This is a genomic window from Sinomonas sp. (assembly GCF_036848755.1).
In the GTDB taxonomy this organism is placed as follows: Bacteria; Actinomycetota; Actinomycetes; order Actinomycetales; family Micrococcaceae; genus Sinomonas.
Genome location: NZ_DAIUJO010000031.1, coordinates 1 through 22,711, shown reverse-complemented (window position 1 = coordinate 22,711; position 22,711 = coordinate 1). Strand labels below are relative to the sequence as shown.

The 22,711-nt window shown below is 69.0% G+C and carries 22 protein-coding genes and 1 pseudogene; 14 read left to right on the top strand and 9 right to left on the bottom strand.

The features are described from left to right. Positions 1-452: 452 nt before the first annotated feature. Positions 453-950, top strand: coding sequence for a uracil-DNA glycosylase (locus V7053_RS07060; RefSeq protein ID WP_334171578.1), 498 nt, complete (start codon positions 453-455; stop codon positions 948-950). A 75-nt stretch (positions 951-1,025) separates the two neighbouring features. Here V7053_RS07060 and V7053_RS07055 read toward each other — a convergent pair whose 3' ends face one another. Further along, a complete protein-coding gene (locus tag V7053_RS07055; RefSeq protein WP_334171562.1) occupies positions 1,026-1,169 on the bottom strand; it encodes a hypothetical protein in 144 nt (47 codons plus the stop codon). Positions 1,170-1,230: 61 nt separating this feature from the next. Between V7053_RS07055 and V7053_RS07050 the strand changes: the two genes are divergently transcribed. Beyond that, positions 1,231-1,629, top strand: a complete 399-nt coding sequence (locus V7053_RS07050) for an RNA-binding S4 domain-containing protein (RefSeq protein WP_334171561.1) — start codon at positions 1,231-1,233, stop codon at positions 1,627-1,629. Between the two features lie 3 nt (positions 1,630-1,632). Here V7053_RS07050 and V7053_RS07045 read toward each other — a convergent pair whose 3' ends face one another. Continuing rightward, entirely contained in the window at positions 1,633-2,856 is a 1,224-nt protein-coding gene (locus tag V7053_RS07045) for an aminotransferase class I/II-fold pyridoxal phosphate-dependent enzyme (RefSeq protein WP_334171560.1), read from the bottom strand. Positions 2,857-2,916: 60 nt separating this feature from the next. Here V7053_RS07045 and V7053_RS07040 point away from each other — a divergent pair, with 60 nt between their 5' ends. After that, complete coding sequence (locus V7053_RS07040) at positions 2,917-3,738, top strand: oxidoreductase (RefSeq protein WP_334171559.1); 822 nt, start codon at positions 2,917-2,919, stop codon at positions 3,736-3,738. A gap of 49 nt (positions 3,739-3,787) precedes the next feature. Then, positions 3,788-4,303 carry a hypothetical protein gene (locus tag V7053_RS07035; protein WP_334171558.1) on the top strand — a complete coding sequence of 172 codons (516 nt, stop codon included), beginning with the start codon at positions 3,788-3,790 and terminating at the stop codon, positions 4,301-4,303. Between the two features lie 48 nt (positions 4,304-4,351). On the opposite strand, the gene V7053_RS07030 is transcribed toward V7053_RS07035, so the two are convergent. The 6 genes from V7053_RS07030 to V7053_RS07005 all read right to left on the bottom strand — a co-directional run bounded on the left by V7053_RS07030 (position 4,352) and on the right by V7053_RS07005 (position 9,713). Next, positions 4,352-4,804: a hypothetical protein gene (locus V7053_RS07030; protein WP_334171557.1), complete on the bottom strand. Its 453-nt coding sequence runs from the start codon at positions 4,802-4,804 to the stop codon at positions 4,352-4,354. Continuing rightward, positions 4,801-6,066: a serine/threonine-protein kinase gene (locus tag V7053_RS07025; protein ID WP_334171556.1), complete on the bottom strand. Its 1,266-nt coding sequence runs from the start codon at positions 6,064-6,066 to the stop codon at positions 4,801-4,803. Before V7053_RS07025 ends, V7053_RS07030 begins: the two co-directional genes overlap by 4 nt. Before the next feature lie 25 nt (positions 6,067-6,091). Further along, on the bottom strand, positions 6,092-6,289 hold the full coding sequence (locus tag V7053_RS07020) for a hypothetical protein (RefSeq protein ID WP_334171555.1): 198 nt from the start codon (positions 6,287-6,289) through the stop codon (positions 6,092-6,094). An 87-nt stretch (positions 6,290-6,376) separates the two neighbouring features. Beyond that, complete coding sequence (locus V7053_RS07015) at positions 6,377-6,835, bottom strand: DUF6789 family protein (RefSeq protein ID WP_334171554.1); 459 nt, start codon at positions 6,833-6,835, stop codon at positions 6,377-6,379. A gap of 107 nt (positions 6,836-6,942) precedes the next feature. After that, positions 6,943-8,361: an aldehyde dehydrogenase family protein gene (locus V7053_RS07010; RefSeq protein ID WP_334171553.1), complete on the bottom strand. Its 1,419-nt coding sequence runs from the start codon at positions 8,359-8,361 to the stop codon at positions 6,943-6,945. 116 nt (positions 8,362-8,477) lie between these two features. Further along, complete coding sequence (locus tag V7053_RS07005) at positions 8,478-9,713, bottom strand: ROK family transcriptional regulator (RefSeq protein ID WP_334171552.1); 1,236 nt, start codon at positions 9,711-9,713, stop codon at positions 8,478-8,480. A 227-nt stretch (positions 9,714-9,940) separates the two neighbouring features. Here V7053_RS07005 and V7053_RS07000 point away from each other — a divergent pair, with 227 nt between their 5' ends. The 10 genes from V7053_RS07000 (at position 9,941) to V7053_RS06955 (ending at position 22,190) form a co-directional block, all read left to right on the top strand. Continuing rightward, positions 9,941-11,305, top strand: coding sequence for an extracellular solute-binding protein (locus V7053_RS07000; RefSeq protein WP_443022585.1), 1,365 nt, complete (start codon positions 9,941-9,943; stop codon positions 11,303-11,305). Then, complete coding sequence (locus V7053_RS06995; protein WP_334171550.1) at positions 11,280-12,251, top strand: carbohydrate ABC transporter permease; 972 nt, start codon at positions 11,280-11,282, stop codon at positions 12,249-12,251. Before V7053_RS07000 ends, V7053_RS06995 begins: the two co-directional genes overlap by 26 nt. After that, positions 12,248-13,117: a carbohydrate ABC transporter permease gene (locus V7053_RS06990; protein ID WP_334171549.1), complete on the top strand. Its 870-nt coding sequence runs from the start codon at positions 12,248-12,250 to the stop codon at positions 13,115-13,117. The genes V7053_RS06995 and V7053_RS06990 overlap by 4 nt, the downstream gene beginning before the upstream one ends. After that, positions 13,117-14,190: an ABC transporter ATP-binding protein gene (locus V7053_RS06985; protein WP_334171548.1), complete on the top strand. Its 1,074-nt coding sequence runs from the start codon at positions 13,117-13,119 to the stop codon at positions 14,188-14,190. Before V7053_RS06990 ends, V7053_RS06985 begins: the two co-directional genes overlap by 1 nt. Next, complete coding sequence (locus V7053_RS06980; RefSeq protein WP_334171547.1) at positions 14,191-15,399, top strand: CehA/McbA family metallohydrolase; 1,209 nt, start codon at positions 14,191-14,193, stop codon at positions 15,397-15,399. A gap of 58 nt (positions 15,400-15,457) precedes the next feature. Beyond that, positions 15,458-16,354: a TIM barrel protein gene (locus tag V7053_RS06975; RefSeq protein WP_334171546.1), complete on the top strand. Its 897-nt coding sequence runs from the start codon at positions 15,458-15,460 to the stop codon at positions 16,352-16,354. Further along, a complete protein-coding gene (locus V7053_RS06970; RefSeq protein ID WP_334171545.1) occupies positions 16,354-17,487 on the top strand; it encodes a Gfo/Idh/MocA family oxidoreductase in 1,134 nt (377 codons plus the stop codon). Before V7053_RS06975 ends, V7053_RS06970 begins: the two co-directional genes overlap by 1 nt. After that, positions 17,484-20,231 (top strand): hypothetical protein, encoded by a 2,748-nt coding sequence (locus V7053_RS06965; protein WP_334171544.1) that lies wholly within the window; start codon positions 17,484-17,486, stop codon positions 20,229-20,231. The genes V7053_RS06970 and V7053_RS06965 overlap by 4 nt, the downstream gene beginning before the upstream one ends. A gap of 168 nt (positions 20,232-20,399) precedes the next feature. Continuing rightward, positions 20,400-21,380 (top strand): ATP-binding cassette domain-containing protein, encoded by a 981-nt coding sequence (locus V7053_RS06960; RefSeq protein ID WP_334171543.1) that lies wholly within the window; start codon positions 20,400-20,402, stop codon positions 21,378-21,380. Positions 21,381-21,383: 3 nt separating this feature from the next. Continuing rightward, positions 21,384-22,190 carry an ABC transporter permease gene (locus tag V7053_RS06955; protein ID WP_334171542.1) on the top strand — a complete coding sequence of 269 codons (807 nt, stop codon included), beginning with the start codon at positions 21,384-21,386 and terminating at the stop codon, positions 22,188-22,190. 19 nt (positions 22,191-22,209) lie between these two features. On the opposite strand, the pseudogene V7053_RS06950 reads toward V7053_RS06955, so the two are convergent. Beyond that, a pseudogene (locus tag V7053_RS06950) lies at positions 22,210-22,362 on the bottom strand (twin-arginine translocase TatA/TatE family subunit); the annotation flags it as partial. Between the last annotated feature and the right edge of the window lie 349 nt (positions 22,363-22,711).

The window sequence follows — 22,711 nt, the reverse complement described above, 5'->3', positions numbered from 1 at the left end:
CGACGATCGCCGCGTTGACCGAGGCTGCGGCGCGGGCCCGGGTGGCAGCGGAGTCGGCCGGAAACGCCGCGAAGCGAGCCGTCTCCGAGGCGGTCGCGAAGGCAGCAGCAGCGAAGGCTGCCGCCGCTGAGGCGTCGGCGGCAGAGGAAGCAGCCCAACTCGCGCTTGCCCGATCCACCGAGGCCGATGAGCTTGCCCGCACCGCTGCCGACCGCCTCGCTGAGGCGGAGAGGGCCGTTCAGCGGTCGTCGGCCGAGGCGCTTGCGGAACCGCCTGCGTCCGCGGAGTCACCTGACGAGGCGACGGACGACGCCGAGCCGCGGCTCGCCGTCGTCCCCGACGTCCTCGAGGGGGGCGACCCGCTGCGGGCACCCTCGATCGCTCCCGTGACGGAACACGTCGACTTCCTGCGGAAGCTTCGGCCCGGCCTTGAAGTCCCCTACGTCGACCCGATGCACTCCGCGGAGGAGTGCCGGATCGTGAGCCTCTTCTCGAACACGGGGGAGGCCAGCCCGCAGGGCTTCGTGTGGGCCGGGGACGACTCCGCCGCCACCCGGCTCCTGGGCCTCCAGTACCAGCTTGGGCTGCGCCCCGAATGGATCATGCCGTGGAACACCCACCCGTGGTTCACGCCGGGTGAGGCGAACGGCAAGCTCACGCCCGATCAGGTCCAGGCCGGACTCAAGCCCCTCCTGGCGCTCCTCAAGCTCTTGCCGCGCGCGTCGGCGATCGTGGCCCACGGCCCGGAGGCAAACCGCCTCGCCCAGATGCTGCTCAAGACAGGCAATCCGCTCATCTGGCGGCGGGGCCTCAAGGTCTACAAGGCGCGTTCGCTCCACGGCCGGTCCTTCGCGGGCTCGAAGGAGCGCCAGACGGAGTGGCTGATCGAGATGGGCAAGGCGTACGCGGACGCGATGGCGCGAGCCGGGCTCCAGCTGCGGCGGGCATAGTTCCGGGCAGAGAAGGGCATAGCTCCGGGCAGAGAAGGGCCCGCCCTCCGGGCTGAGGCTGGAGGGCGGGACGGTTCAGCGGGTCCGCGGTTTGCGGAGATGCGCGACGGGATCGGAGTCGAGAGCGACCGCGCGTTTGGCCTTCTTGACTGCGCGCTGCTCCTTGATCGACTTCGACGGCTTCTTGTGCTCGCTCTGATGTGGCTGCTTGTCCGGCATGTCAGCTCCTCAAGGTCGTCCCCCCATGAGCTGACGATACGCCGCTAGACTGCTGCGCACCATGGCCTTTTCGCACGCCCCCGCCCCCGCTCCCTCCTCGGTGCGCATCGACTCCTGGCTGTGGGCCGTGCGCGCATACAAGACCCGTTCCGCGGCCACCGCGGCCTGCCGGGCGGGTCACGTCCGACTCAACGGCAACCCGGTCAAGGCCTCGCAGACGGTAGTCCCCGGCGACACGATCAGGGTCAGGCAGCCGGGGTTCGAACGGATTCTTGAGGTGCACGTTCTGATCGCCAAGCGCGTCGGCGCCGAGGCCGCATCCCGCTGCTACACGGACCACACCCCCGAGCGGCCGCCCGCTCCGTTCCTGGGCCTGCCCCAGCGGGACCGCGGCGCTGGGCGTCCCACGAAGAAGGATCGCCGCGAGCTGGAGAAACTGCGCGGCCACCGGGAGGACTAGCCCCTAAGCGCGCTGGAAGCGGAGGATGCGTTCGACGGCGGTCGTCACCGCCGTCGAACCCGCGGCGAAGCTGAGTCGCACCGAGCGGCCGCCTGAGACGGAGTCGAAATCTGTGCCTGGGACAATGGCAACCCCCTCGGACTCGAGCAGTTCCCGGCAGTAGGCGCGCGAATCGCCGAACCGTTCCAGCTGGGAGCCGAGCTCGGCGTAGAGGTAGAACGCGCCGTCGGCCGGCGCTGCGGGTCCCCAACCGAGCTCGTCGAGGCCCCCGAGGAGAGCTCTTCGCGTCTCTGCGTACTGCGCGACCCAAGCATCCGCCTCCGCGTAGGAGGCGGGCGAGAAGGCCTCGACCGCCGCGAGTTGGGAGGGCGCCGGTGGGCAGAGAGCGACGTTGCCGGCGAGGGCGTCGACGGCCCCGAGGAGTTCCTCGGGAAGCAGCATCCAGCCCAGACGCCAGCCGGTCATGCCCCAGTACTTGGAGAAGCTCGAGATGACGATGGACTCTTCGGCCGAGTCCCCGCCGATCTCCCAAGCGCAGACGCCCCGCGGGCTGTGCTGGTCGAGGACTGCATCCGGGTATGTGATGCCGTGGTAGATCTCGTCGCTCACGAGGCGAACCCCGTTGGCAGAGCACCAGGAGGCGATGGCCTCCAGTTCGGCCCGGCTCACCATCGTCCCCGTCGGATTGGCCGGCGAGGCGAGGATGAGCCCCGCGAGCGGTCCATGCTCGCGGGCCGCGGCGTCCAGGAGTTCGGGTGTCGGCTGGTACCGCGTCTCAGGTCCGCAGTCGATCTCGACCACCTCGCAGCCCAGTGCAGCGAGGATGTTGCGGTACGCGGGATAGCCGGGCCGCGCGAGCGCTACCCGATCCCCCGCCTCGAACGCCGCAAGGAAGCCGAGGAGGAACGCTCCGGACGAGCCGGTCGTGACCGCGACGCGAGCGGGGTCGATCTCGAGGCCGTACCAGCGCCCGTAGTGCGCGGCAATCGCGGCACGCAGCTCCGCCGTGCCGAGAGCCGGCGTGTAGGTGAGGGGGCGCTCCGAGGCGTGGATGGCAGCGGCCCTTGCGGAAACCCCGGACGGCGCGCCGCCGGATGGTTCGCCGGCACACAGGGAGACGACGTCCCGGCCCGCGGCCCGAAGCTCGTCGACCCTCGCGAGGATGTCCATGACCGCGAACGGTGCGACCTGGGATCGGGAGGAGGCAGCGAGGTGTCGGAGGCTCATGGCCTCCAGCTTGTCACAAGCCCTCGTCGGGGGAGCAGGCGCTCCGGTAGCGTGAGGCGCATGGAACACGTTGCCCTCGTGACGGGCGCCTCCAGCGGAATCGGCGAGGCCACCGTCCGAGCGCTCATCGCCCGCGGCTTCACCGTCTACGCCGCGGCCCGGCGTGTCGAGCGGATGCAGGACCTCACCGGCCTCGGAGCCCGGATCCTCTCGATGGACGTCACCTCGGACGAATCGATGACCGACGGCGTGCGGCGCATTCTCGCCGACGCGGGCCGGCTCGACGTCCTCGTCAACAACGCCGGATACGGCTCCTACGGCGCGCTCGAGGAGGTGCAGATCTCCGATGCCCGGCGCCAATTCGACGTCAACCTCTTCGGGCTCGCGCGCCTCACGCAGCTTGTGCTCCCGGGCATGCGGGCCCGGCGGTCCGGGACGATCGTCAATATCTCCTCGATCGGCGGCAAGTTCTACGAACCGCTCGGCTCCTGGTACCACGCGGCCAAATTCGCAGTCGAGGGCCTCTCCGACTCGCTGCGCATCGAGCTCAGACCGTTCGGGATCCGAGTCGTGCTGATCGAGCCGGGGCCGATCCTCTCCGAATGGAGTGCGATCGCCCGTGAGTCCCTCCTGGAGAACTCGGAGGGGACGGCGTACGAGGGCAATGCGCGCAAGGTGGCCGGCGTCCTGGCCGAGTTCGACAGGCCGGGCCGCGCAAGCCCGCCGGACGCCGTGGCCCGGGCTATCGTCCGCGCCGTCGAATCGAAGCACCCGGCGGCCCGCTATCCCGTGGGCGGCGGTGCGTGGCCCATTCTGGCAGCGCGCAAGGTGCTGCCGGACAGAGCGTTCGACGCGATCGTCCGGAGCGTGTATGGGCACTGACCCGGAGACAGGAACCGCGGGACGCAGGCAATGGCGGGGAGGCGCGAAGGTGGAAGAGCTCGACGGGCAGTACAGCGAGGAAGAGGGCCGAGCGTCCGTGACGTTCGTCCGTTCCTACCCCGTGGCCGCAGCGACCGTGTGGGACGCCGTGAGCACGTCGGAAGGTCTCGACGGCTGGTTCCCCTCCGCCGTCGCCATCGACCACGCCGCGCATACCGTGACTCTGACGGGGGATCCCAACCTGCCGCCGTCGTCCGAGCGAATCACGGCGTGGGAGCCGCCGAAGCGCTGGGCCTTCGATTGGGGCGAGGACACGCTCGAGTTCCTGGTCCAGGGCTCGGAGTCCGACGCGGAGCTGACGCTGCGCAACTGGCTCGGCGACCGGATGGCCGCGGCGCGCAACGCGGCGGGCTGGCATGTCTGCCTCGCAGAGCTCGCCGTCAAGCTGGGCGGCGGGGAGCCTGGCGGCCCCCACAGCGCCGGCGCCCTCGCCTGGCAGCCGCTCTACGACGGCTACGTCCGCGAGGGTCTTCCGTTCGGCGCGCCGATTCCGGGGCAGGGGTAGAGAACGCGGTTGGCTTGCTCGTGGCCTGGTCGGCAGGGATGTGGGCGGCTAGTTGCCGCCGGGGCCGCTCTGATCTTGCGCCTTCGAATCCTTGGGCGCGTCCTTCTTCTTCGCCTTCGGCGATTCGCTCGCGGCCGAGGAGGAGTCCTGAGTGGTCGTGGCCGAGGTGCTCGGCGACGGGGTGCTGCGGGAACCCGACGCCGTCTCGAGGTCTGTCCGGACCAGTGCGACCGCGGTGAGCACGTCCTGCTTCCGGGCCGCGCTGAGCTTGCCTTGGGCGGCCGCCGCGTTCGCCTGGCGCTCGATGTCGGCGAGCTCCTGCAGAGCCTGGGCATAGTGGCCCGCGGCGGCCTCGGCCCGCACGTTCTGGGCTGCTGATTGGAGGTCCGCGGCGACGCTCGTGTCCATGTCCGTTGCGTTCTGGGCGCAGCCGGTGAGTGCTGCGGAGGCGAGGCACGCGGCTGCTGCGGCGAGCACGAGGCGCTGGCGGGTGACGATCACGGTCTGACACTCCGTTCAAGCTGGGCAATGTGGCTCCCGAGCGGGCCCGGGATGGGGGGTGAGCCCGGGGGGCTCGGCGTGTACCCGGAGTCGGTTGACGCCGCGCGCAGGGCGAGCGGGATCACCGTGATGAGTGCGAGGACGACGACGGCAGCTGCCACCCAGGCAAACGGTCGGCGGTGTAGGGGGAGGCGCCGCGGCGGCGCTGGTGGTGCGGCGACGTGCTGGATGGCCGGGAGGCGCTGGGGCGTCGGGAGGTGCTGGGTGGGCGCGTGGTGAGGCTTGGGCGGGAGGGCCGCGGGCAGGACGCGAGTCCCGCCGTCGCCCGCACCTGTGGAAGGAGCGATCACCTCGGTCGGCGTCGTCGGTCCCGGTCGCGCCGCACTGGCCGTGCTGCCTGCCGCCGCCGCCTCCAGGGCGACGGCAACCTCCGCCGCCGTCGGCCGCGCTGAGGCATCCTTGGCCAGCATGCGCGGCAGGAGCGTGGTCCAGGGTGCGCCGAGTTCGGCGGGCACCCGCGGCTCGCGGAGGAGGCGGGCGACGGCGGACTCGACGGCGCCCCCCGGATACTCGATGTGCCCCGTCAGGGCCTCGAGGAGTACGAGGCCGAGCGAATACACGTCCGACGGCGGCCCGACGACCTCCCCCCGGGCTTGCTCAGGGCTCAGGTAGTGCGCGGTTCCGATGGTCGTGTTCGTCTGCGTCACGCGAGTTGCGTCTATGACGCGGGCGATCCCGAAGTCCGTGAGCTTGGCGGGTCGGCGGGGGCCGATGGCGACAGCAGGGTCGGGCACGATGACGTTCGCGGGCTTGATGTCCCGGTGCACGATGTCGAGGGCGTGGATATAGGCGAGTGCGCCCGCGAGATCGGCGCCGAGACGCTGTACCTCCTTGCCGCTGAGCGGGCCCTGCCTCAGGCGTTGGCGAAGGTCGCTCCCCTCGAGGAACTCCATCACAAGGTAGGTGACCTGGGCCTTGCCGTCGGCGCTCGTCTCCGTGCCGACGTCGTAGAGGCGGACGAGGCTCGGATGGTTGAGGCGTGCGAGGAGTTCCATTTCGCTGCGCCGACGGCGGTCGTTCTGGGGGTCCGGGGAGTGCGCCCGGAAGACCTTCACACCCACGATGCGGCCGAGGACCTCGTCGCGGGCCCGATACACGGTGGCCATCGCCCCGCTGCCCGCGACCTCGAGGAGGCGGTACCGGCCGCCCATGAGGGAGGGCTTGAGCCCGGTCTCGCCCTCGGCCACGATCTGCCCCTCCATCACCGCAAATTTCTCTCGGTCCAGCCTAGTCGACAGACCTGTCCGTTCGGTGCTCGAGCACGGCACGGACGGGCTCGAGATCACGCTGGACGGCTGCCGTGTCTGCCTCGAAATCCTCATCGGTGACACCCCGTTCGTCGAGGTTGGCACGATTGCCGGCGGAGGCGGCAACGTCGCTGGCTGGGAGGGCAAAAGGGACGGTCAGGTTGCAGAACTCTGACATACGACGAGGGTAGTCCCCAGCGGGTTGCCAGCCCTTTCATTCGGGCGGAGGGTCGCGAAGAGGGGGTGTTCTCTCGGATGGAGTCCGCTACTCCTCCGCGTCAGGCTTCCTCGTCTCGCGCAGGCGTCGCGCTGCCCAGCCGAGGGTCCACCCATAGACGAGGTGCGCGACGTAGACGCTCGCCGCCCTCCCCGGCCGGTCCTTGTGCGCGGGCGGAAGGATGCCGATGGCTGGAAGCCAGCCTTCATAGCCCGCAAGCCAGACCATGGCCCCGAACACTGTCCCGGTACCCGGGTCCTGGAAGTGCGGAGGCACCAGGCACGCGTAGAGCGCGCCGCCGCTCATGCCGTAGCCGAAGTGGGAGGCGAGGGCGAGAGCTTCCCTGCCGGTCGTCGGGAGCGAGGGGAACAGCGTGCGGACGATCTTCTCGGGCGGCTGGCGGTGGATCAGGCCAGACGCCCCGGCCGCACCGAAGACCGTGGTCATCGCCGCCGTGGCCGCGGCTCCGGCCGCGGCGCCGCGGATTGCCCGTTGTAGGAGTCCCATGGGTTCGCCCTTCACTCGCGCCGGAAGCGATGTTCCGAGGCGGACTTACCCGGCGCTTTCGGACCCCAACCGCTTCCGCTGCCGCTGCCGGACGACGACGGCGCGCGTCAGCCGTTGATGATCTGGGGCTGGCCGAGGTGCTTGAGGCCTTCTGCGCCGAATTCGAGCCCGTAGCCGGACTGCTTGGCGCCCCCGAACGGGATGCGGGGGTCGACGGCGCCATGGGCGTTGACCCAGACGGTGCCGGCGTCGAGGCGGGTGGCGACCTCGCGCGCGGCCTCAGGGTCCGCCGACCAGACCGAGGCGCCGAGACCGACCTCGAGGCCGTTGGCCATCTGGATTGCCTCCTCGACGTCTGTGTACTTCACGATGGGCAGGGCGGGGCCGAACTGCTCCTGGGCCACGAGGGGGTTCTCGTTGTCGATGTCGGCCACGAGGGTGGTGGGGTAGAAGTGCCCGGGCTGGGACTCGTCCGGGTTGCCGCCGAGCAGGATCCGGGCGCCGGAGGCCTTGGCGGCCTCGACGAGATCGGCGACGATGCGGTACTGGTCCCTGTTCTGCAGGGGGCCCAGGAGGTTCTGCTCGTCGAGCCCGACGCCCATGGGCACGGTGCGGGCGTAGTCGGTGAGGGCCTGGCAGACATCTTCGTAGATGTCCTGGTGCACGTAGAGGCGCTTGAGCGCGGCGCAGGTCTGGCCGGTGTTGATGAAGGCGCCCCAGAACAGTCCCTCGGCGATCGCGGACGGGTCGGCGTCGGGCAGGACGATCCCGGCGTCGTTGCCGCCGAGCTCGAGGGTCAGGCGCTTCACGGTGTCCGCGCTCGAGCGGATGATGGCCTTGCCCGTGGCGGTCGAGCCGGTGAACATGACCTTGCCGATCGCGGGGTGGTTGGCGAGGCCCTCGCCCACCTCCCTGTCGCCGGAGACGACGGTGAGGAGCCCTGCGGGGATGGACTGGTTGAGGACCTCCGCGAGGGCCAGGACGGACAGGGGCGTGTGCTCGCTGGGCTTGACGACGACGGCGTTGCCCATGCGGAGGGCGGGGGCGATCTGCCAGACGGTGATCATCATGGGCCAGTTCCAGGGCCCGATTGCTCCGACGATGCCGATGGGCCGGTAGTGCAGCACGGCGCGGGTCTCGCCGTCCTCGACGACGGTCTCGGGTTCGAGGACGGTCGCGGCGGTCGCCCGGAGCCAGGCCGCGCAGGCGCCGACCTCGAAGCGGGCGTTGGGGCCGTTGAGGGGCTTGCCCTGCTCGCGGGAGAGGATCCGGGCGAGCTCGTCGGCGTGGGCCTCCACGGCGTCGGCCGCCGCGTTCAGCGCCGCGGAGCGCGCGGGGTGCCCGGCCGCGGCCCAGGCGGGCTGTGCGGCCTTCGCCGCGGCGACCGCGGCCTCGAGCTGGTCGAGCCCGTGCACGGGGGCGACGCCGACGAGCTCGCCCGTGGCCGGGTCGAGGATCTCCCGGCCCGGCTCGCCCGGAGCCGGGGCGACTGCGTCGAGCAAAGAGACATCAAGCTTGGCTTCCATGGATCCTCCGCATCGAGAATGGGTTGCTTCCAGTCTCGGCATGGGGAGCAGGCGTGGCTTGTCGACGGGTGACGAAGGCTTGTCGTAGCGTGCGAAATTCTTCGGCTGGTTTCGGTTCAGGGAGCGAGCAGCAGGCCGTCAGTTCGTGGGGACAGGAATCGGTTGAGCACGAGACAGCCCGCACCGACAGCGGCGACATCCTCGGCCAACGCGGAGTCTACGAGATCGAGGGGATGGATGGCGCCGACAGCCATGCGGTTGGCGAGAGCCTCCCTCATCACCGGCAGGTACAGGCTGCTGACGGGCGGCCACGACGGTCCGCCAAAGACGATTCGGTCGAGATCCAGCAGATTTGCTATGTCCTCAACCGCGCGGGCGAGCCGAGTCGCAGATTCGCGAAGAATGCCTACCGCGGCATCATTGCCCTGACGTGCTTTTGATGCGAGCGCACGGAACCGCTCCATCGTTACCTGCAGGTCCGGCTCTCCGGACGCCGGGTCGAGGACGCCTGCCTCCACGGCGCAATTGACGAGGTAGGAGGGCATGGTCGTCAGGCCGACGCAGCCGGGCCGACCGCAGCTGCAGACAGGCCCGTCGATGCCGGCCGAGAAGTGCCCGATCTCGCCCACGTTGTTGGAGGTGCCTCTCACTACCTCGCTGTTGATCACAAGGCCCGAGCCGAGGCCGGTTCCGATGTAGACGAAAGCGAAGTCGTGGGGAGTGGCGTCGTCGCCGATCCACACCTCTCCCTGCGCAGCCGCACTGGAATCCTTGTCAAGGAAGACGGGGAGGCGGGTCGCCTCGCTGAGCCCCTCACACAGATCGACGCGTTCCCATCCGGTCAGCAGCGGTGGACCGATGACCACGCCGCGCGAGGGATCCATCGGGCCGGGTGCGGCGACGCCGACGCCGAGGACCTTGGCCCGGTCGACGCCGTGTTCGGCGACGAGGGATTCGAGTGCCTCCGCAATGACGCGCACCGTCTGATCTGGGTCCGCTACCGCACGCAGCGGTATATGGGAGCGGCCGACGACGGCACCTGAGAGGTCAAGGAGGGTGCACGTGATGATCGAGGGGTCTAGGTGGACTCCCACAGCGTATCGGCTCAGTGCCTCGATCCTGAGCAGGGTGCGAGGCTTGCCCATACGCCCCGCGACTTTGCCCGTCTCAGCGATGAGGCCTTCCTCGAGAAGCCGCCGCACGATGTTGGAGACGGTCTGCGTCGACAACCCTGTCGACTCGACGAGCTGGACCCTGCTGAGCCCTTCGACCGAGCGACGGATCAGGTCAAGCACGACATTGAGGTTGTACCTGCCGACCCGCTCCAGGTTGGACCCTTTGTGCATGGTCATCTCCCATTCCGTGTCAACGAGACTATATCAAATAGGTTGACTAAGTCGCATCCCTATGCCTACGTTAGGGCAGGCCGCTGCGTGTGACGCCGCTCACCCCCCAAATCCCCGAGGAGAGACGTCCGCCCGCGTGTGCCGCAAGCCGCGCTGTCGAAGAACAAGGGAGTTCCACCATGAAGTTCTGGCCCAGATACCTCTCCACCGGAAGTGCTGCCGTCGTCTGCGCTCTGGCACTGGCCGCCTGCGGCGGCTCGAGCAGCGGCGGGGATAGTTCGCCGAGCCTGAACGCCAACGCGAAGGACGTGACCCTGACGATCACGAGCAACTCGATCTCCGGGGGGAAGAACTCGGCGGGTGCGGACTGGATCACCAACTATGTGATCCCGCAGTTCGAGGCCGCCGAGAAGGCGAAGGGGGTCAACGCGAAGGTCACGTTCCAGCCCAACGGCGTGGACGACCAGGCCTACAAGACGAAGATCTCCCTCGATCTGTCGACCGGGCGTGGGGCCGACGTCGTCTCCGTGGACGGCATCTGGGTCGGGGAACTCGCCGACGCGGGCTCCATCAAGCCGCTCGAGGACCTGGTGGGCAAGTCCGCCGTCGACAGCTGGGACGGCTGGAAGCAGATCAAGCCCTCCGTCCAGCAGATCACTACCTACAACGGGAAGGTCTACGGCATCCCTGACGGGACCGACGGGCGCGTGATCTACTTCAACAAGAAGCTCTTCGCTCAGGCTGGCCTCCCCACCGATTGGCAGCCTAAGAGCTGGGACGACATCCTCACCGCGGCGTCCAAGCTCAAGGCGCTGGCCGGCGTGACCCCGCTCCAGATCAACGCCGGTACGGCGATGGGCGAGGCCACCACCATGCAGGGCTTCCTGCCGCTGCTCGAGGGCACTGGCCAGCCGATGTACAAGGACGGAAAGTGGCAGGGGAATAGCCAGGGCGTGAAGGATGTCCTGAACCTCTACTCGAAGGTCTACGGCTCGCAGAAGCTCGGCGACCCCCTGCTGCAGGAGGATGCGAAGGGGCGCGACAAGTCGTTCCAGGAGTTCTCGCAGAACAAGCTCGGCATCCTGATCGAGAGCGACTATCTGTGGCGCTCGGTCATCAATCCGAAGTCTGGCATCGACCCGATGGCCGATCGCGACACTGCCGTGGGCTGGGCCAAGGTTCCTGCCGAAGCGCCCGGAAAGGGCGTCAACAACCAGGACTTCGTGAGCATGTCGGGGGGTTCGGGCGAAGTCATCAACCCGAACACCAAGTACCCGCAGCAGGCGTGGGACCTCATTCAGTTCATGAACTCGCCGGCGGCCATCAAGGCCCGTATCGGTGACAACCCGCAGATCTCGTCGCGGGACGACGTGAACGCCCAGGTCCTGGGGTCGGATCCCCTGCTGAAGTTCATCTCGACCCAGGTCCTGCCGATTACGGCCTACCGCCCGTCGTCATCCGACTATGACCAGATCTCGACAGCGATCCAGACCGCGACCGGCAAGGTCGCCTCGGGCACCTCGTCTGATCAGGCGGCAAACGACTACGAGAAGTCCCTGGAGGGGATCCTGGGTGGCACCGACAAGATCTTCAACTGACGTTATCGCCGAACCCACGGCGGCCGCTCCCGCGGCCGCCGTGGGGGCGGGGCGGCGGAGGCGACTCGCGGACGACGGAGACGTCGCAGGTCTGGGAAGGGCGCGCGCCGCGGCCTTCGTGGCCCCGAGCCTGGTGCTGATCGGCGTCTTCCTCGTCTTCCCGGCCCTGTGGACGCTGTACCTCGGTCTGACGAACTACCGGCTCACCGGCTCAGCCGCACTGCACCCCAAGTTCGTCGGCATCCAGAACTACCTCTCCGCGCTGTCGGACGACCGCTTCGCGAACTCGCTCGTGCTCACGCTGGTCTTCGTGTTCGGCTCGGCCGTCATCGGCCAGTCGGTACTCGGCTTCAGCATTGCGTGGCTCGCGACTCGGCTGAACACTTCGGTGCGGGCCATCATGGAGTTCTTCGTCCTCTTGGCCTGGATCATCCCCAGCTCGGTCACGACGTTCCTCTGGTACGCGCTGCTGGACGGCACGGACGGCACCCTCAATTCGATCCTTGGCACCGCCCACATGGCCTGGCTTCTCCAGTACCCCATGCAGTGCATCATCGTGTTCAACACCTGGGTGGGCACGGCGTTCTCGATGATGCTGTTCAGCTCGGCGCTGGCTTCGGTGCCGCCGTCCCAGCTCGAGACGGCGCGCATGGCCGGTGCCGGGACGCTCGCGCAGTTCCGGGACGTGATCTTCCCGCACATCCGCGGCCACGCCCTGACCAACACCCTGCTCATCACGCTGTGGACGTTCAACACCTTCACTCCTTACCTGCTGACGGCGGGCGGTCCGGACGACCGATCCAACATCCTGCCCATCTTCATCTACCGCCTGGCACTCAATGACGGCGCCCTCGGGCAGGGCGCGGCGATCTCGCTGATCATGATCGTCATCAACCTCGTCATCGCCACCGTGTACCTGCGGCTGCTGAAGGAGAGGAAGAAATGACCTCCGCCACCACCGTGCGCACTCCTGAACAGGAGGCGGCCCGCAACCGGGTGCGCCACTTCCTCGGCATCGTCGGCAAGACGGTCTTCATCGCTCTGATCCTTGCCTTCTTCGTCCTGCCCGTGCTGTGGCTCGTGTTCGCGCCGTTCGACGCCCATCCTGGACTGAACGTCAAGGTTCCGGAATTCACCCTGCACAACTTCGCGGTGCTCTTCGCGGACTCGGACGCGATGGCCTCGCTGGGGAACTCCCTGATCCTCGCCATCGGTTCGATGGTGATCGTGCTGGTGCTCGGATCCCTGTCCTCCTACGCCCTCTCGCGGGTGCGGATTCCCGGGCGGGACGTGCTGCTCTACTCGCTGCTGCTGCTCTCCTCGATCATCACCGGCACGGCGGCCATGGTGCCGACCTTCCTGCTCATGGTGAAGCTCGGCCTCATCGACTCGCAGTTCGGAGTCATCCTGGTCCTCAGCGGCGGGATCCTCCCCACGGTGATCTTCATCCTCAAGGACTTCATGGACTCGACCCCGAGGTCCTACGAGGAGTCGGCGCGCCTCTACGGGGCAAAGCCCCTGCGCATCCTCTGGGATGTCGTGGTTCCGCTGGCCCGGCCGGGCCTCGCTGCGATCGCGGTGTGGGCGGTTGTGCAGGTGTGGGGCAACTTCCTGGTGCCCTACATTCTGCTGAGGTCGCCCTCGAAGTCTCCTGCCGCCGTCGTGATGTACACGTTCTACACCGAAGGCGGCCAGCCGAACCTCGCGCTGATCTCCGCGTTCTCCCTGCTCTTCTCCCTGCCCGTCGTCGCCATGTACTTCTTCGTCAGCAGGCGCTACGGGTTCCGCTTCCATGGAGGTATCAAAGGCTGATGGCCGCTATCACCACACGCTCGCTGATCAAGGAGTACCCCGGGGGCGTCCGCGGAGTCGACGAGATGGACGTCACGATCGAGGACGGCGAGTTCTTCGCCCTGCTCGGGCCGTCGGGCTGCGGGAAGACCACTCTGCTGCGCACGATCGCGGGACTTGAGCAGTCCACGTCCGGCACCATCACCATCGGCGATCGCGACGTCACCCACCTCGAGCCCGGGCAGCGCCACGTCGCGATGGTCTTCCAGGACTATGCGCTCTTCCCGCACATGTCGATAGCCGACAACATCGCGTATCCGCTCAAGATCCAGAAGATGGCCAAGAAGGAGCGGCACGCGGAGGCGGCCTCGGTCAGCGAGAAGCTCTCCCTCGCCGGTCTGCTCGAGCGCAGGCCGGGCCAGCTGTCCGGCGGCCAGCAGCAGCGCGTCGCGCTCGCCCGTGCCGTCTCGAGCCGCCCCGAGGTCTTCCTCTTCGACGAGCCGCTCTCCAATCTGGACGCGCGGCTTCGCCTCGAGGCGCGCACGTTCCTCAAGAAGCTACAGCTCGATCTGGGCGTCACGACCGTCTTCGTCACGCACGATCAGGCGGAAGCCCTCGCACTCGCCGACCGCATCGCCATCATGAAGGCGGGGAAGCTCCAGCAGCTCGGCACGCCCCGCGAGGTCTTCCAGCGTCCGGCCAACACGTTCGTCGCCTCCTTCGTCGGATCCACCTCCATGAACCTGATCCCGGGCCTGGTCTCGGGGGGCTCGGTGGACATCGGCCAGCACCGTCTCCCGCTTCCCCCGGACGCGGCGGGGCGCGTCGCCGACGGCGCCAAGGTCACGTGGGGCGGCCGGCCCGAATACCTGTCGCTCGCCGACCTCGGTCAGGGGCAGCTCACGGGCACGGTGACCGTCTCGGAGAATCTGGGCGCCGCGGCGCTCATCACGGTCGAGCTGGCCGAGGGCGTCGCCGTGCAGGTCGTCGTGAGCGAGGACCACGAGCCGCGGATCGGCACGTCCGTCGACGTCACGGTCGAGCCCCGACGGACTCTGCTCTTCGATGCCGACGGAATACGGATCGGCGACTAGGTGCGGATCCGACGACACCTGACACTCGAGGACCAGGCGGAGAGCCCGTACTTCGGCGTGCCGTTCGACGTCCGCGGTGCCCGAAGCCTCGAGGTGCGGCTCGACTACGACGCAACGGCCGCCGTCGTCGACCTCGGCTGCGAAGGCGCCGGGGGCTGGCGGGGATGGTCGGGCGGCGCCAAGGAGAGGTTCGTCATCACGCCGGAACGAGCGTCCGGGGGCTATCTCCCGGGCGAGCTCGAGGACGGCGAGTGGAACGTCGTGCTCGGCCTGCATCGGATTCCGCCGCAGGGAATCGACGTCATGCTGGACATTAGCCTTCCGGCCACCGGCGAGGTGGAGCCCGAGCCCATCCCCCCGAGGCCTGCGTCCGGAACCCGGAACACACGACGGCGGGACCTCCCTTCGCAGCGCGGCCTCACCTGGCTCGCGGGCGACTGCCACGCCCATTCCCTGCATTCGGACGGGAGGCTGAGCGTCCGGCAGCTCGCAGCGCACGCCGTCGAGCGCGGCCTCGACTTCCTGGCCGTGACGGACCACAACACCGTGAGCCACTTCCCGGAGCTTGCCGGAGCCGGGGCGGAGTACGGGATCACGCTCCTGCCCGGGCAGGAGGTGACAACCGCGCGCGGGCATGCCAACGCGTTCGGGAGGATCGGCTGGGTGGACTTCCGCCGTCACCCGGACCACTGGCTCGACCAGGCCGAGGACGGCGGGGGCTTCCTCTCCGTCAACCATCCCCTCGCGGACGACTGTGCGTGGCAATGGTCTCTCAGCCGCCGCCCGAGCCACGCGGAAGTCATGCACTCGACGTGGCTCGCCCGCCCCGCTGACACCGGGATGTGGGCCTGGTGGACGGCGTGGGGCACCGACGTCGTCCCGCTGGGCGGCGGCGACTTCCATCGCCTCGAGGACGGCCATCCCGCTGGTGCCCCGACCACGTGGGTCGCGGCGGAGGGGGACGGCGAGGAGGAGGTCTTCGCGGCGCTCCGCGAGGGCCGCACGGCGCTGAGCGTCGGAACCGACGGACCGCTCCTGCTCCGCGTCGACGGCCAGCTCACGGCAGTCGACGCCGAAGGCGCCGTCTTCGTCACGATCGACGGTCGACGCCGCGTGGTCCAGAAGGCGCTCGAGGAGCTTCCGGAGGCCGACGACGGCCCGTACCGCCTCGAGACGCCCGACCGCCGGATCCTCGCCATCACCCGGTGACACCCCCGCCCAGCCCCGACTTGGCCCTGGGCGCCCCTTAACCTGGAAAGGACCGACCGTGATCGACATCGCTGGCGCCCCCGTCAGCTTCGGCCTCTTCGACCTCGGAGACGCCGAGGGAGGCGTGCTCCCGGGCCCGGACGAGCTCTGCGCCGTCCTCGCGCGCCACGACTACTCGGGCGTCGACCTTGGCCCCCTCGGCTTTCTCGGCCGGGGCGCCGAGTTCCGCGATCGGCTCGATCGGCACGGGCTCGCGCTCGCCGGCGGGTGGGTCGACCTCCCGTTCAGCGACGACGCGCTCTTCGCGGCCGCGCTGGAAACGCTCGACGCCACGCTGGACGCCTTCGCCTGGGCCCCCGCCGCCGGGCGCGCACCGCTTCCGACGCTCGCCGACAGCGGATCGGGCGTGCTGCGCCACGCTGGAAGCGGATGGGAGCCGACGCTCGACTCGGAGAGCTGGCGGGCCCTTGTGCGCAACGTCGGCGTGGCCGCCGAGCGGGTGCGGGACCATGGCCTCGAGCCGACGTTCCACCATCACGCGGGAACTTGGATCGAAGCTCCGCAGGACGTCGACCGTCTTCTGGACGAGACCGACGTCGGCCTGACCCTCGACACCGGCCATCTGCTCCTCGCGGGGGGCGACCCGATCTGTGCCCTCGACCGGTGGGGAGAACGGATCAATCACGTGCACCTCAAGGACGCCCGCCTGGACATCCTCCGTTCCGTGATTGACGACGGCGGGACGCTCCGGGACGTCTGGACGCGCGGCGCGTTCGTGCCGTTCGGATTCGGGGACCTCGACCTGGCCGGCTTCATGGGCCGCCTCGTCGCGTCCGGCTACGATGGCTGGCTCGTCGTCGAACAGGACCGCGTGCCCCACCCGGATGACGATCCGGGCATCGCCGAACGCGACCATTCCATCAACCGAGACGCCCTGAGGAAGTGGGTACCGTAATGACCGCAGTCCGGATCGGAGTCGTCGGACTCGGCGCCATCGCGCAGTCCGTCCATCTGCCGCTCATCTCGCGCCGGTGGGATCTGTTCGAGCTCGCCGCTGTCGCCGACGCCTCGCCGACCCTGCTCGCGCAGGTCGGCGACCAGTACGGGGTGGACCCGGCACACCGGCACGAGAGCCTCGGGGCGCTCCTCCACGCGGGGACCGTCGACGCCGTCGTGCTCCTGACGTCCGGTTCCCACGGCACCGACGCACTCGCCGCGATCGGGCAGGGAGTCCCCGTCCTGTGCGAGAAGCCGCTCGCGTTCTCCCTCGAGGAGGCGGAGGCGCTCCGCGCCGCCGAGGAGGCCCAAGGGCGCCCGATGCTGCTGCTCGGCTACATGAAGGAGTACGACCCCGCGGTGAGAGCACTGGCCGCCGCGATGCCCGCCCTGGGCGACGTCCGGTACGTGGGAGTGGAGGTGCTGCATCCGAGCGGCCAGTCGCAGCTCGGATACGCGAATCTGCGCCCGCCAGCGGGGGACATTCCGAAGGAAGTCCTTGCCGGCTTCCGCGAGGCGGACCGCCTCCGTCTGGACTCGGCCCTCGGCGCTGACGCGCCTGACACGGTGCGGAAGCTCTACGCCAACGTGGTCCTGGGCAGTCTGATCCACGACCTCGCCCTCGTGCGGTCCCTCTTCGGACCGCTCGAGACGGTCAACGCCGTGCACCACTGGGCACAGCAGGACGAGCCCGGCTCAATCGAGATCACCGGGACGCTCGGCGCGGGGATCAGGTTCCACCTCAACTGGCATTACCTGGCGGACTATCCGGAGTACCGCGAGACGATCACCGTCCACCACACGCAAGGGACCGCCGAGCTCCAGTTCGGCGTGCCCTATCTGCTCAACAGCCCGACTCGCCTCAGGACCATCGGCCGGGACGCGGCAGGCGTGCTCATCGGAGACCGGAGGGAAGTCACGGAAGCGTTCGAGACCGAGTGGGAGGCCTTCCACGCGATGGTGACCCGCAAGCAGGCACCGCCCACGGGAATCCCGGAGGGCATCACCGACATCGGCACGGCCCAGCGAGTGACGGCCGTCCTCGTGCGCGCGCTGGGCCTCGAACCCGCGGGGGAGGTCGCTCAGGCATGAGTCTGACGCAGAGAGAGACGACAACGGAGCCCGAGACGACGGTCGACGCCGGGATCGTGCTGGTCCCGCACACCCACTGGGACCGGGAATGGTATGAGCCGTTCCACGTCTTCCGGTACCGGCTCGTCACGGTCCTCGACAGCGTGCTGTCCATGGCCGAGGCCGACCCCAGGTTCCGGTTCACGCTCGACGGCCAGACCGCCGCGATCGAGGACTACCTCGAGATCAAGCCCGAGAACCGGCAGCGCGTCGAAGCGCTCGTGGCCGCGGGCCAGCTCGCGCTCGGCCCCTGGCACATCCTCCTCGACGAATTCCTCTGCTCGGGGGAGACCATCGTGCGGAATCTTCAGCTGGGGATGGCTGGCGCGGCGGCCCTCGGAGGAACCATGAAGGTCGGCTACCTGCCTGACATGTTCGGGCACGTGGCGCAGATGCCCCAGATCCTCCGCCTCGGGGGCATCGAGCACGCGTGCCTCTGGCGCGGTGTTCCGTCCGAGGTCTCAGAGCACGCGTTCTCGTGGGAGGCCCCCGACGGGTCGGCGGTTCGTGTGGAGTACCTCTTCGACGGGTACGGCAACGCCCTCGATCTCCTGGCCATCCCCGAGAAGATCCCCGCGGCCTTGGTGGGCTACCGTGACCGGACCAAGGAGCGGTGGGGAGGTGCGCCGATCCTCGGCATGCTCGGGACCGACCACATGGCCCCTGACCCGCGCCTCATGGAGTACGTGGACCGCTTCGGGGATGGGACGTTCCCCATCTCGGTGGGCACCGTCGAGGACTACGTCCGCGGCTTCGCCCACGACGGGCCCGCGCGGACGGTCCGCGGCGAGCTGCGCTCGCACGCCCGTGGGAACATCCTGCCCGGCGTCTTCTCAATCCGCCGGAGCCTCAAGGTGGCCATGAGCCGGGCCGAGTCGCTCGTCCTCGAGGCCGAGCGGCTCTCGGCGACTCATACGACGGCGGACTTCGAGCCGTACCTGGGCATGGCCTGGCGCCGGATCATCGAATCCAGCGCGCACGACTCCGTGGTGGGCTCGGGCACGGATGAAACCGTGCAGCAGGTGGACGCCCGGCTTCAGGCCGCCGCCCACCTCGCGCGCTCGGTGCGCGACGACGTGCTCACACGGGTGGCCCGGAATATGCCCGCGGACGCTTTCGCAGTGGTCAACTCGCTGCCTTTTGCGCGCAACGCGCTCGTCGAACTGACGATCCCCCGCGAGTCCACGGACGAGCACCTCGTGGCTGAGGGCGCCGGCGGGGTCACCTTCCCCGTACAGCCGATCGGCGAGTTGCCCACCGTGCTCGGCGACGAGACGATGGACGCTTCCGTTCTGGTTCCCCGGGTCATGAATCGGATCCACGGTCGCGAGCTCTTCGGCCAACTGATCGACGGATACCGTATCGAACCGGGCCTGCTCGAGTTCTCGGTGGCCGAGGTCCCCGCTTCGCCGATGTTCGACATCGGCGAGTTCGCCAGTGCGTTGGAGGCCGCGGTGGATCGCAGGCCCGGCCCTTGGCAGCTGCGGATCCTTGCCCAGCGCCGAACCCGGGTCCTCGTCGACGTTCCCGTGCCCGCCTCTGGGGTCGCGCCCGTCCGCGTGCGCCCTGGTGCGGCCGTCGCGTGCGACGACGCGGCTCGCCTTCTGGGCCGAGGGGTTGCCAACGGGGTGGTCTCGGCGTGCGTTGAGGCCGACGGGACTCTGACGGTCACGGGGGCCGACGGAACGGTGCTGCGGGGAGTAGGTGCACTCGTCGACGGTGGAGACAGCGGCGATACCTACAACTACGGGCCGCCTGAGCGCGATGTGCTGGTGAGCAGGCCCTCGAACGTCCGGACCGAGGTTCTGGAGGAAGGGCCGCTCCGGGCCGTCATCCGAATCATCCGCGACTACGAGTGGCCCCGTGCGCTCGATCCCGAGACCAGGGGCCGCTCCGAGGAGACGGTGCTCGTCCCGGTCGTGATGGATGTCGAGCTCCGCCGCGGCGAGCCCTTCGTCCGCCTCTCGTTGCGCTTTCGGAATCAGGCGGCCGACCACCGTCTCCGCCTGCACGTGCCGCTGCCCGAACCCGTCTCGGGCTCCGCGTCCGAGGGGCAGTTCGCCGTCACGGAGCGCGGCCTTACAGCAGAAGGCGGAGGTGGAGAGCATCCCCTTCCGACCTTCCCCGCCTACCGGTTCATCTCGGCCGGCCCGGCCACGGTGCTCGTGCGGGAGGCTACGGAGTATGAGATTGTCGACGCTCGGGAGATCGCCCTGACCGTCCTGCGGGCCGTCGGATCGATCAGTGTCAACGTCCATCCCCTCCGCGACGAGCCAGCCGCCGCGGAGATCCCCGTCCCCGGGGCCCAGGAGCTCGGAACCGAGATGAGCGTCGAACTCGCCGTCATTCCCTGCGCGACGGGCTGGTCCGAGGCCCGGGCCGTACGGCTCTCTGACCGCTTCTGCTCCCCGGCCGCGGTGGTCAGGGGCAGGAAGCGTGGCAGTACTGAGCTGCCTGCCTTGTCCGAGGGCCTTCGCCTCGAAGGGCGTAATGTGCGGATGACGAGCTTGAGGCGGGTCGCGGCGGGACTCGAGGTCCGCCTCGTCCTGCTCTCCGACCAGCGGGAGGAGGCGCGCCTTGCCGGCCACTTCGAGCGCATCACGGCGATCGACCTCACGGGGGCAGCCCTGAGCGAGGCCGACGCCGACGGTGAGATCGAGCTGAGCCTGCGCCCTTGGGAGATCCGAACGCTGCTGCTCCGTTGATGGTCGGTCTGGGGCGCAATGCCAGGACGGTGGGGTGACTGCCCAGACAACCTCTGCCAATAGGCCCTAACCGCCCCGCCGCGACCGCAGTACGCTCGCCCCGTGAGCAGGCGGCACGTCACATCTCAGGCGGCAACCGGGCCGGCGCCCGGGCGACAGCCGGGGCCGGTGGAGTCCGGCGAGAGTGCCAGGGCGGCGATCTCGGTGCGGGACCTCGTCAAGAGATTCGGCGAGGTCACCGCCGTCGCCGGCATCTCGTTCGACGTCGCACCCGGGGAGGTCTTCGCCTTCCTCGGCCCGAACGGTGCCGGCAAATCGACGGCGATCAATGTCCTCTGCACCCTCGCGTCGCCGACGTCGGGGTCCGCGCGCGTGGCCGGCTTCGACGTCGTCGCCGATCCGCACGAGGTGCGCTCCCACATCGGGCTCGTCTTCCAGGAGTCGACCCTCGACAGGCAGCTCACCGCCGAGGAGAACCTGCGGTTCCATGCCGTGCTCTACGGTGTGCCCACAAGGGAGCGCGCCGAAAGGATCGCGCGGGTCCTGGGGCTCGTGGGGCTCTCGGAACGTCGCAAGGACCTCGTGAGCACCTTTTCGGGTGGGATGGCCCGACGGCTCGAGATCGCCCGGGCGATGCTGCACACCCCCGCGGTCCTGTTCCTCGACGAGCCGACCATCGGGCTCGATCCCCAGACCCGCTCGGTCATGTGGGAGGACATCCTCACACTCCGTCGCGACGAGGGCGTCACCGTCTTCATGACCACGCACTATATGGAAGAGGCCGAGGTCGCCGATCGGATCGGCATCATCGATCACGGGAAGCTCATCGCCCTCGGGACGCCGGCCGAGCTCAAGGCGGCGGCAGGGGCCGAAAGCGTCATCCTCCACACGGACGACGACGACGCCGCTCGCCTTGCGCTCTCGGCAGCAGGTTACGAGTGCTCACAGTTGGACGGCACCGTCTCGGTCCGCATCGACCACGCTGCGACCGCGCTGCCCGGCCTCATTGCGCTGCTCGGCAGTTCCGTCCGCTCGGCACAGATCCACGAGCCGTCCCTCGACGACATGTTCATGCATTACACGGGACGGCAGATCCGCGATCAGTCCGAGGAGCCCGGGCTGCCCCGGGCATGGCGCAATCGGAGGTAGACGGTGGCGGCGATCAGCACCGTGGGCATGGTCTGGCAGCGCGAACTCATCCGTTACGGGCGCACCCCGTCCCGGATCTTCACAGGCCTGGCCCAGCCCCTCCTGTTCCTCTTCGTGCTCGGCTACGGGATGGGAAGCCTTGTCGGATCGACGGGAGGCCTCGATTTCCGCAAGTTCGTCTTCCCCGGGATCGTCGCGATGAGCGTTGTCTCGACGTCGATCTTCAGCGCCATCTCGATCGTGTGGGACCGCGAGTTCGGCTTCCTGCGCGAGATGCTCGTAGCGCCGGTGCCGCGCTCCGCGCTTGTCGTCGGCAAGACGGCAGGCGGTGCCACGGTCGCCACGGCCCAAGGCACGATCATGCTTGTCCTCGCGCCCCTCGTCGGCGTGAGGCTGACCGCGCTCACCGTCGTCGAGGTCATAGCGCTCGAATTCATCATGGCTGCTGCTCTGACGGCGTTCGGCGTGTTCGTGGCGAGCCGGATTTCGAGGATCGAGGGCTTTCAGGTCGTCATGCAGCTGGTCCTGCTGCCCATGATCTTCCTCTCCGGAGCGCTCTTCCCGCTTTCCGGGCTGCCGTGGTGGCTCGACATCCTGACCCGGCTCAATCCGCTCACCTACGCCGTGGCGCCGCTGCGCAGCGTGGTGTTCGATGCGCAGCAGCTCCCGGCTGCCGCCTTGGCCCGGTTCCCGAGCAGCGTGACCGTCTTGGGCTGGACGCTGTCTGTCTGGACCGATCTCGCGGTGACCGTCGTGTTCGCGGCCGTCTTCCTCAGTCTTGCGGTTCGGGGGTTCTCACGGAGGCTGTGATGTCTGCCGCCGCCGAGGCATCCTCCTTGAGCTCCTTCACCTCGCTCCTGAGGATGCGCAGCGACTGACCCACGCTGCGGGCGATGCCCGGAAGCTTGGGCGCTCCGAAGAGGAGAAGGGCCGCGAGGACGATGATGCCGATGGCCCAGGGTTCTTCAAAGAGTCGTGCCATGGGGACGTTCCTTTCTATGGATCTGGCGCGGGCGTCAGCCGAGTTCGACGACGTCCCACGTTGCCACTCGGCTGGTTCGCAGGTCCAGTGTGACATCCCTCCTCCGTTGGTCGCCCGTGAGCAGAGAGGGCACCCAGGTGCGGGCAGCAGCTGCGATCGGCCTGACGGGCGATCGTGGTCCGCCTGGAGGGGCCGCTCGTGTCACCCGGCCGGATCTGGGTACGGACCCCAGTAGGACCCCGCCGGGGAGGGCGGGGCGTGACCCGGCTCAGAAAGGGGAACCCTTGGCTCAGCAACCCGACGCTGACAATCCCTCTGCCCAGCGCACCTTGGTCCTCGTCGCGTGCCC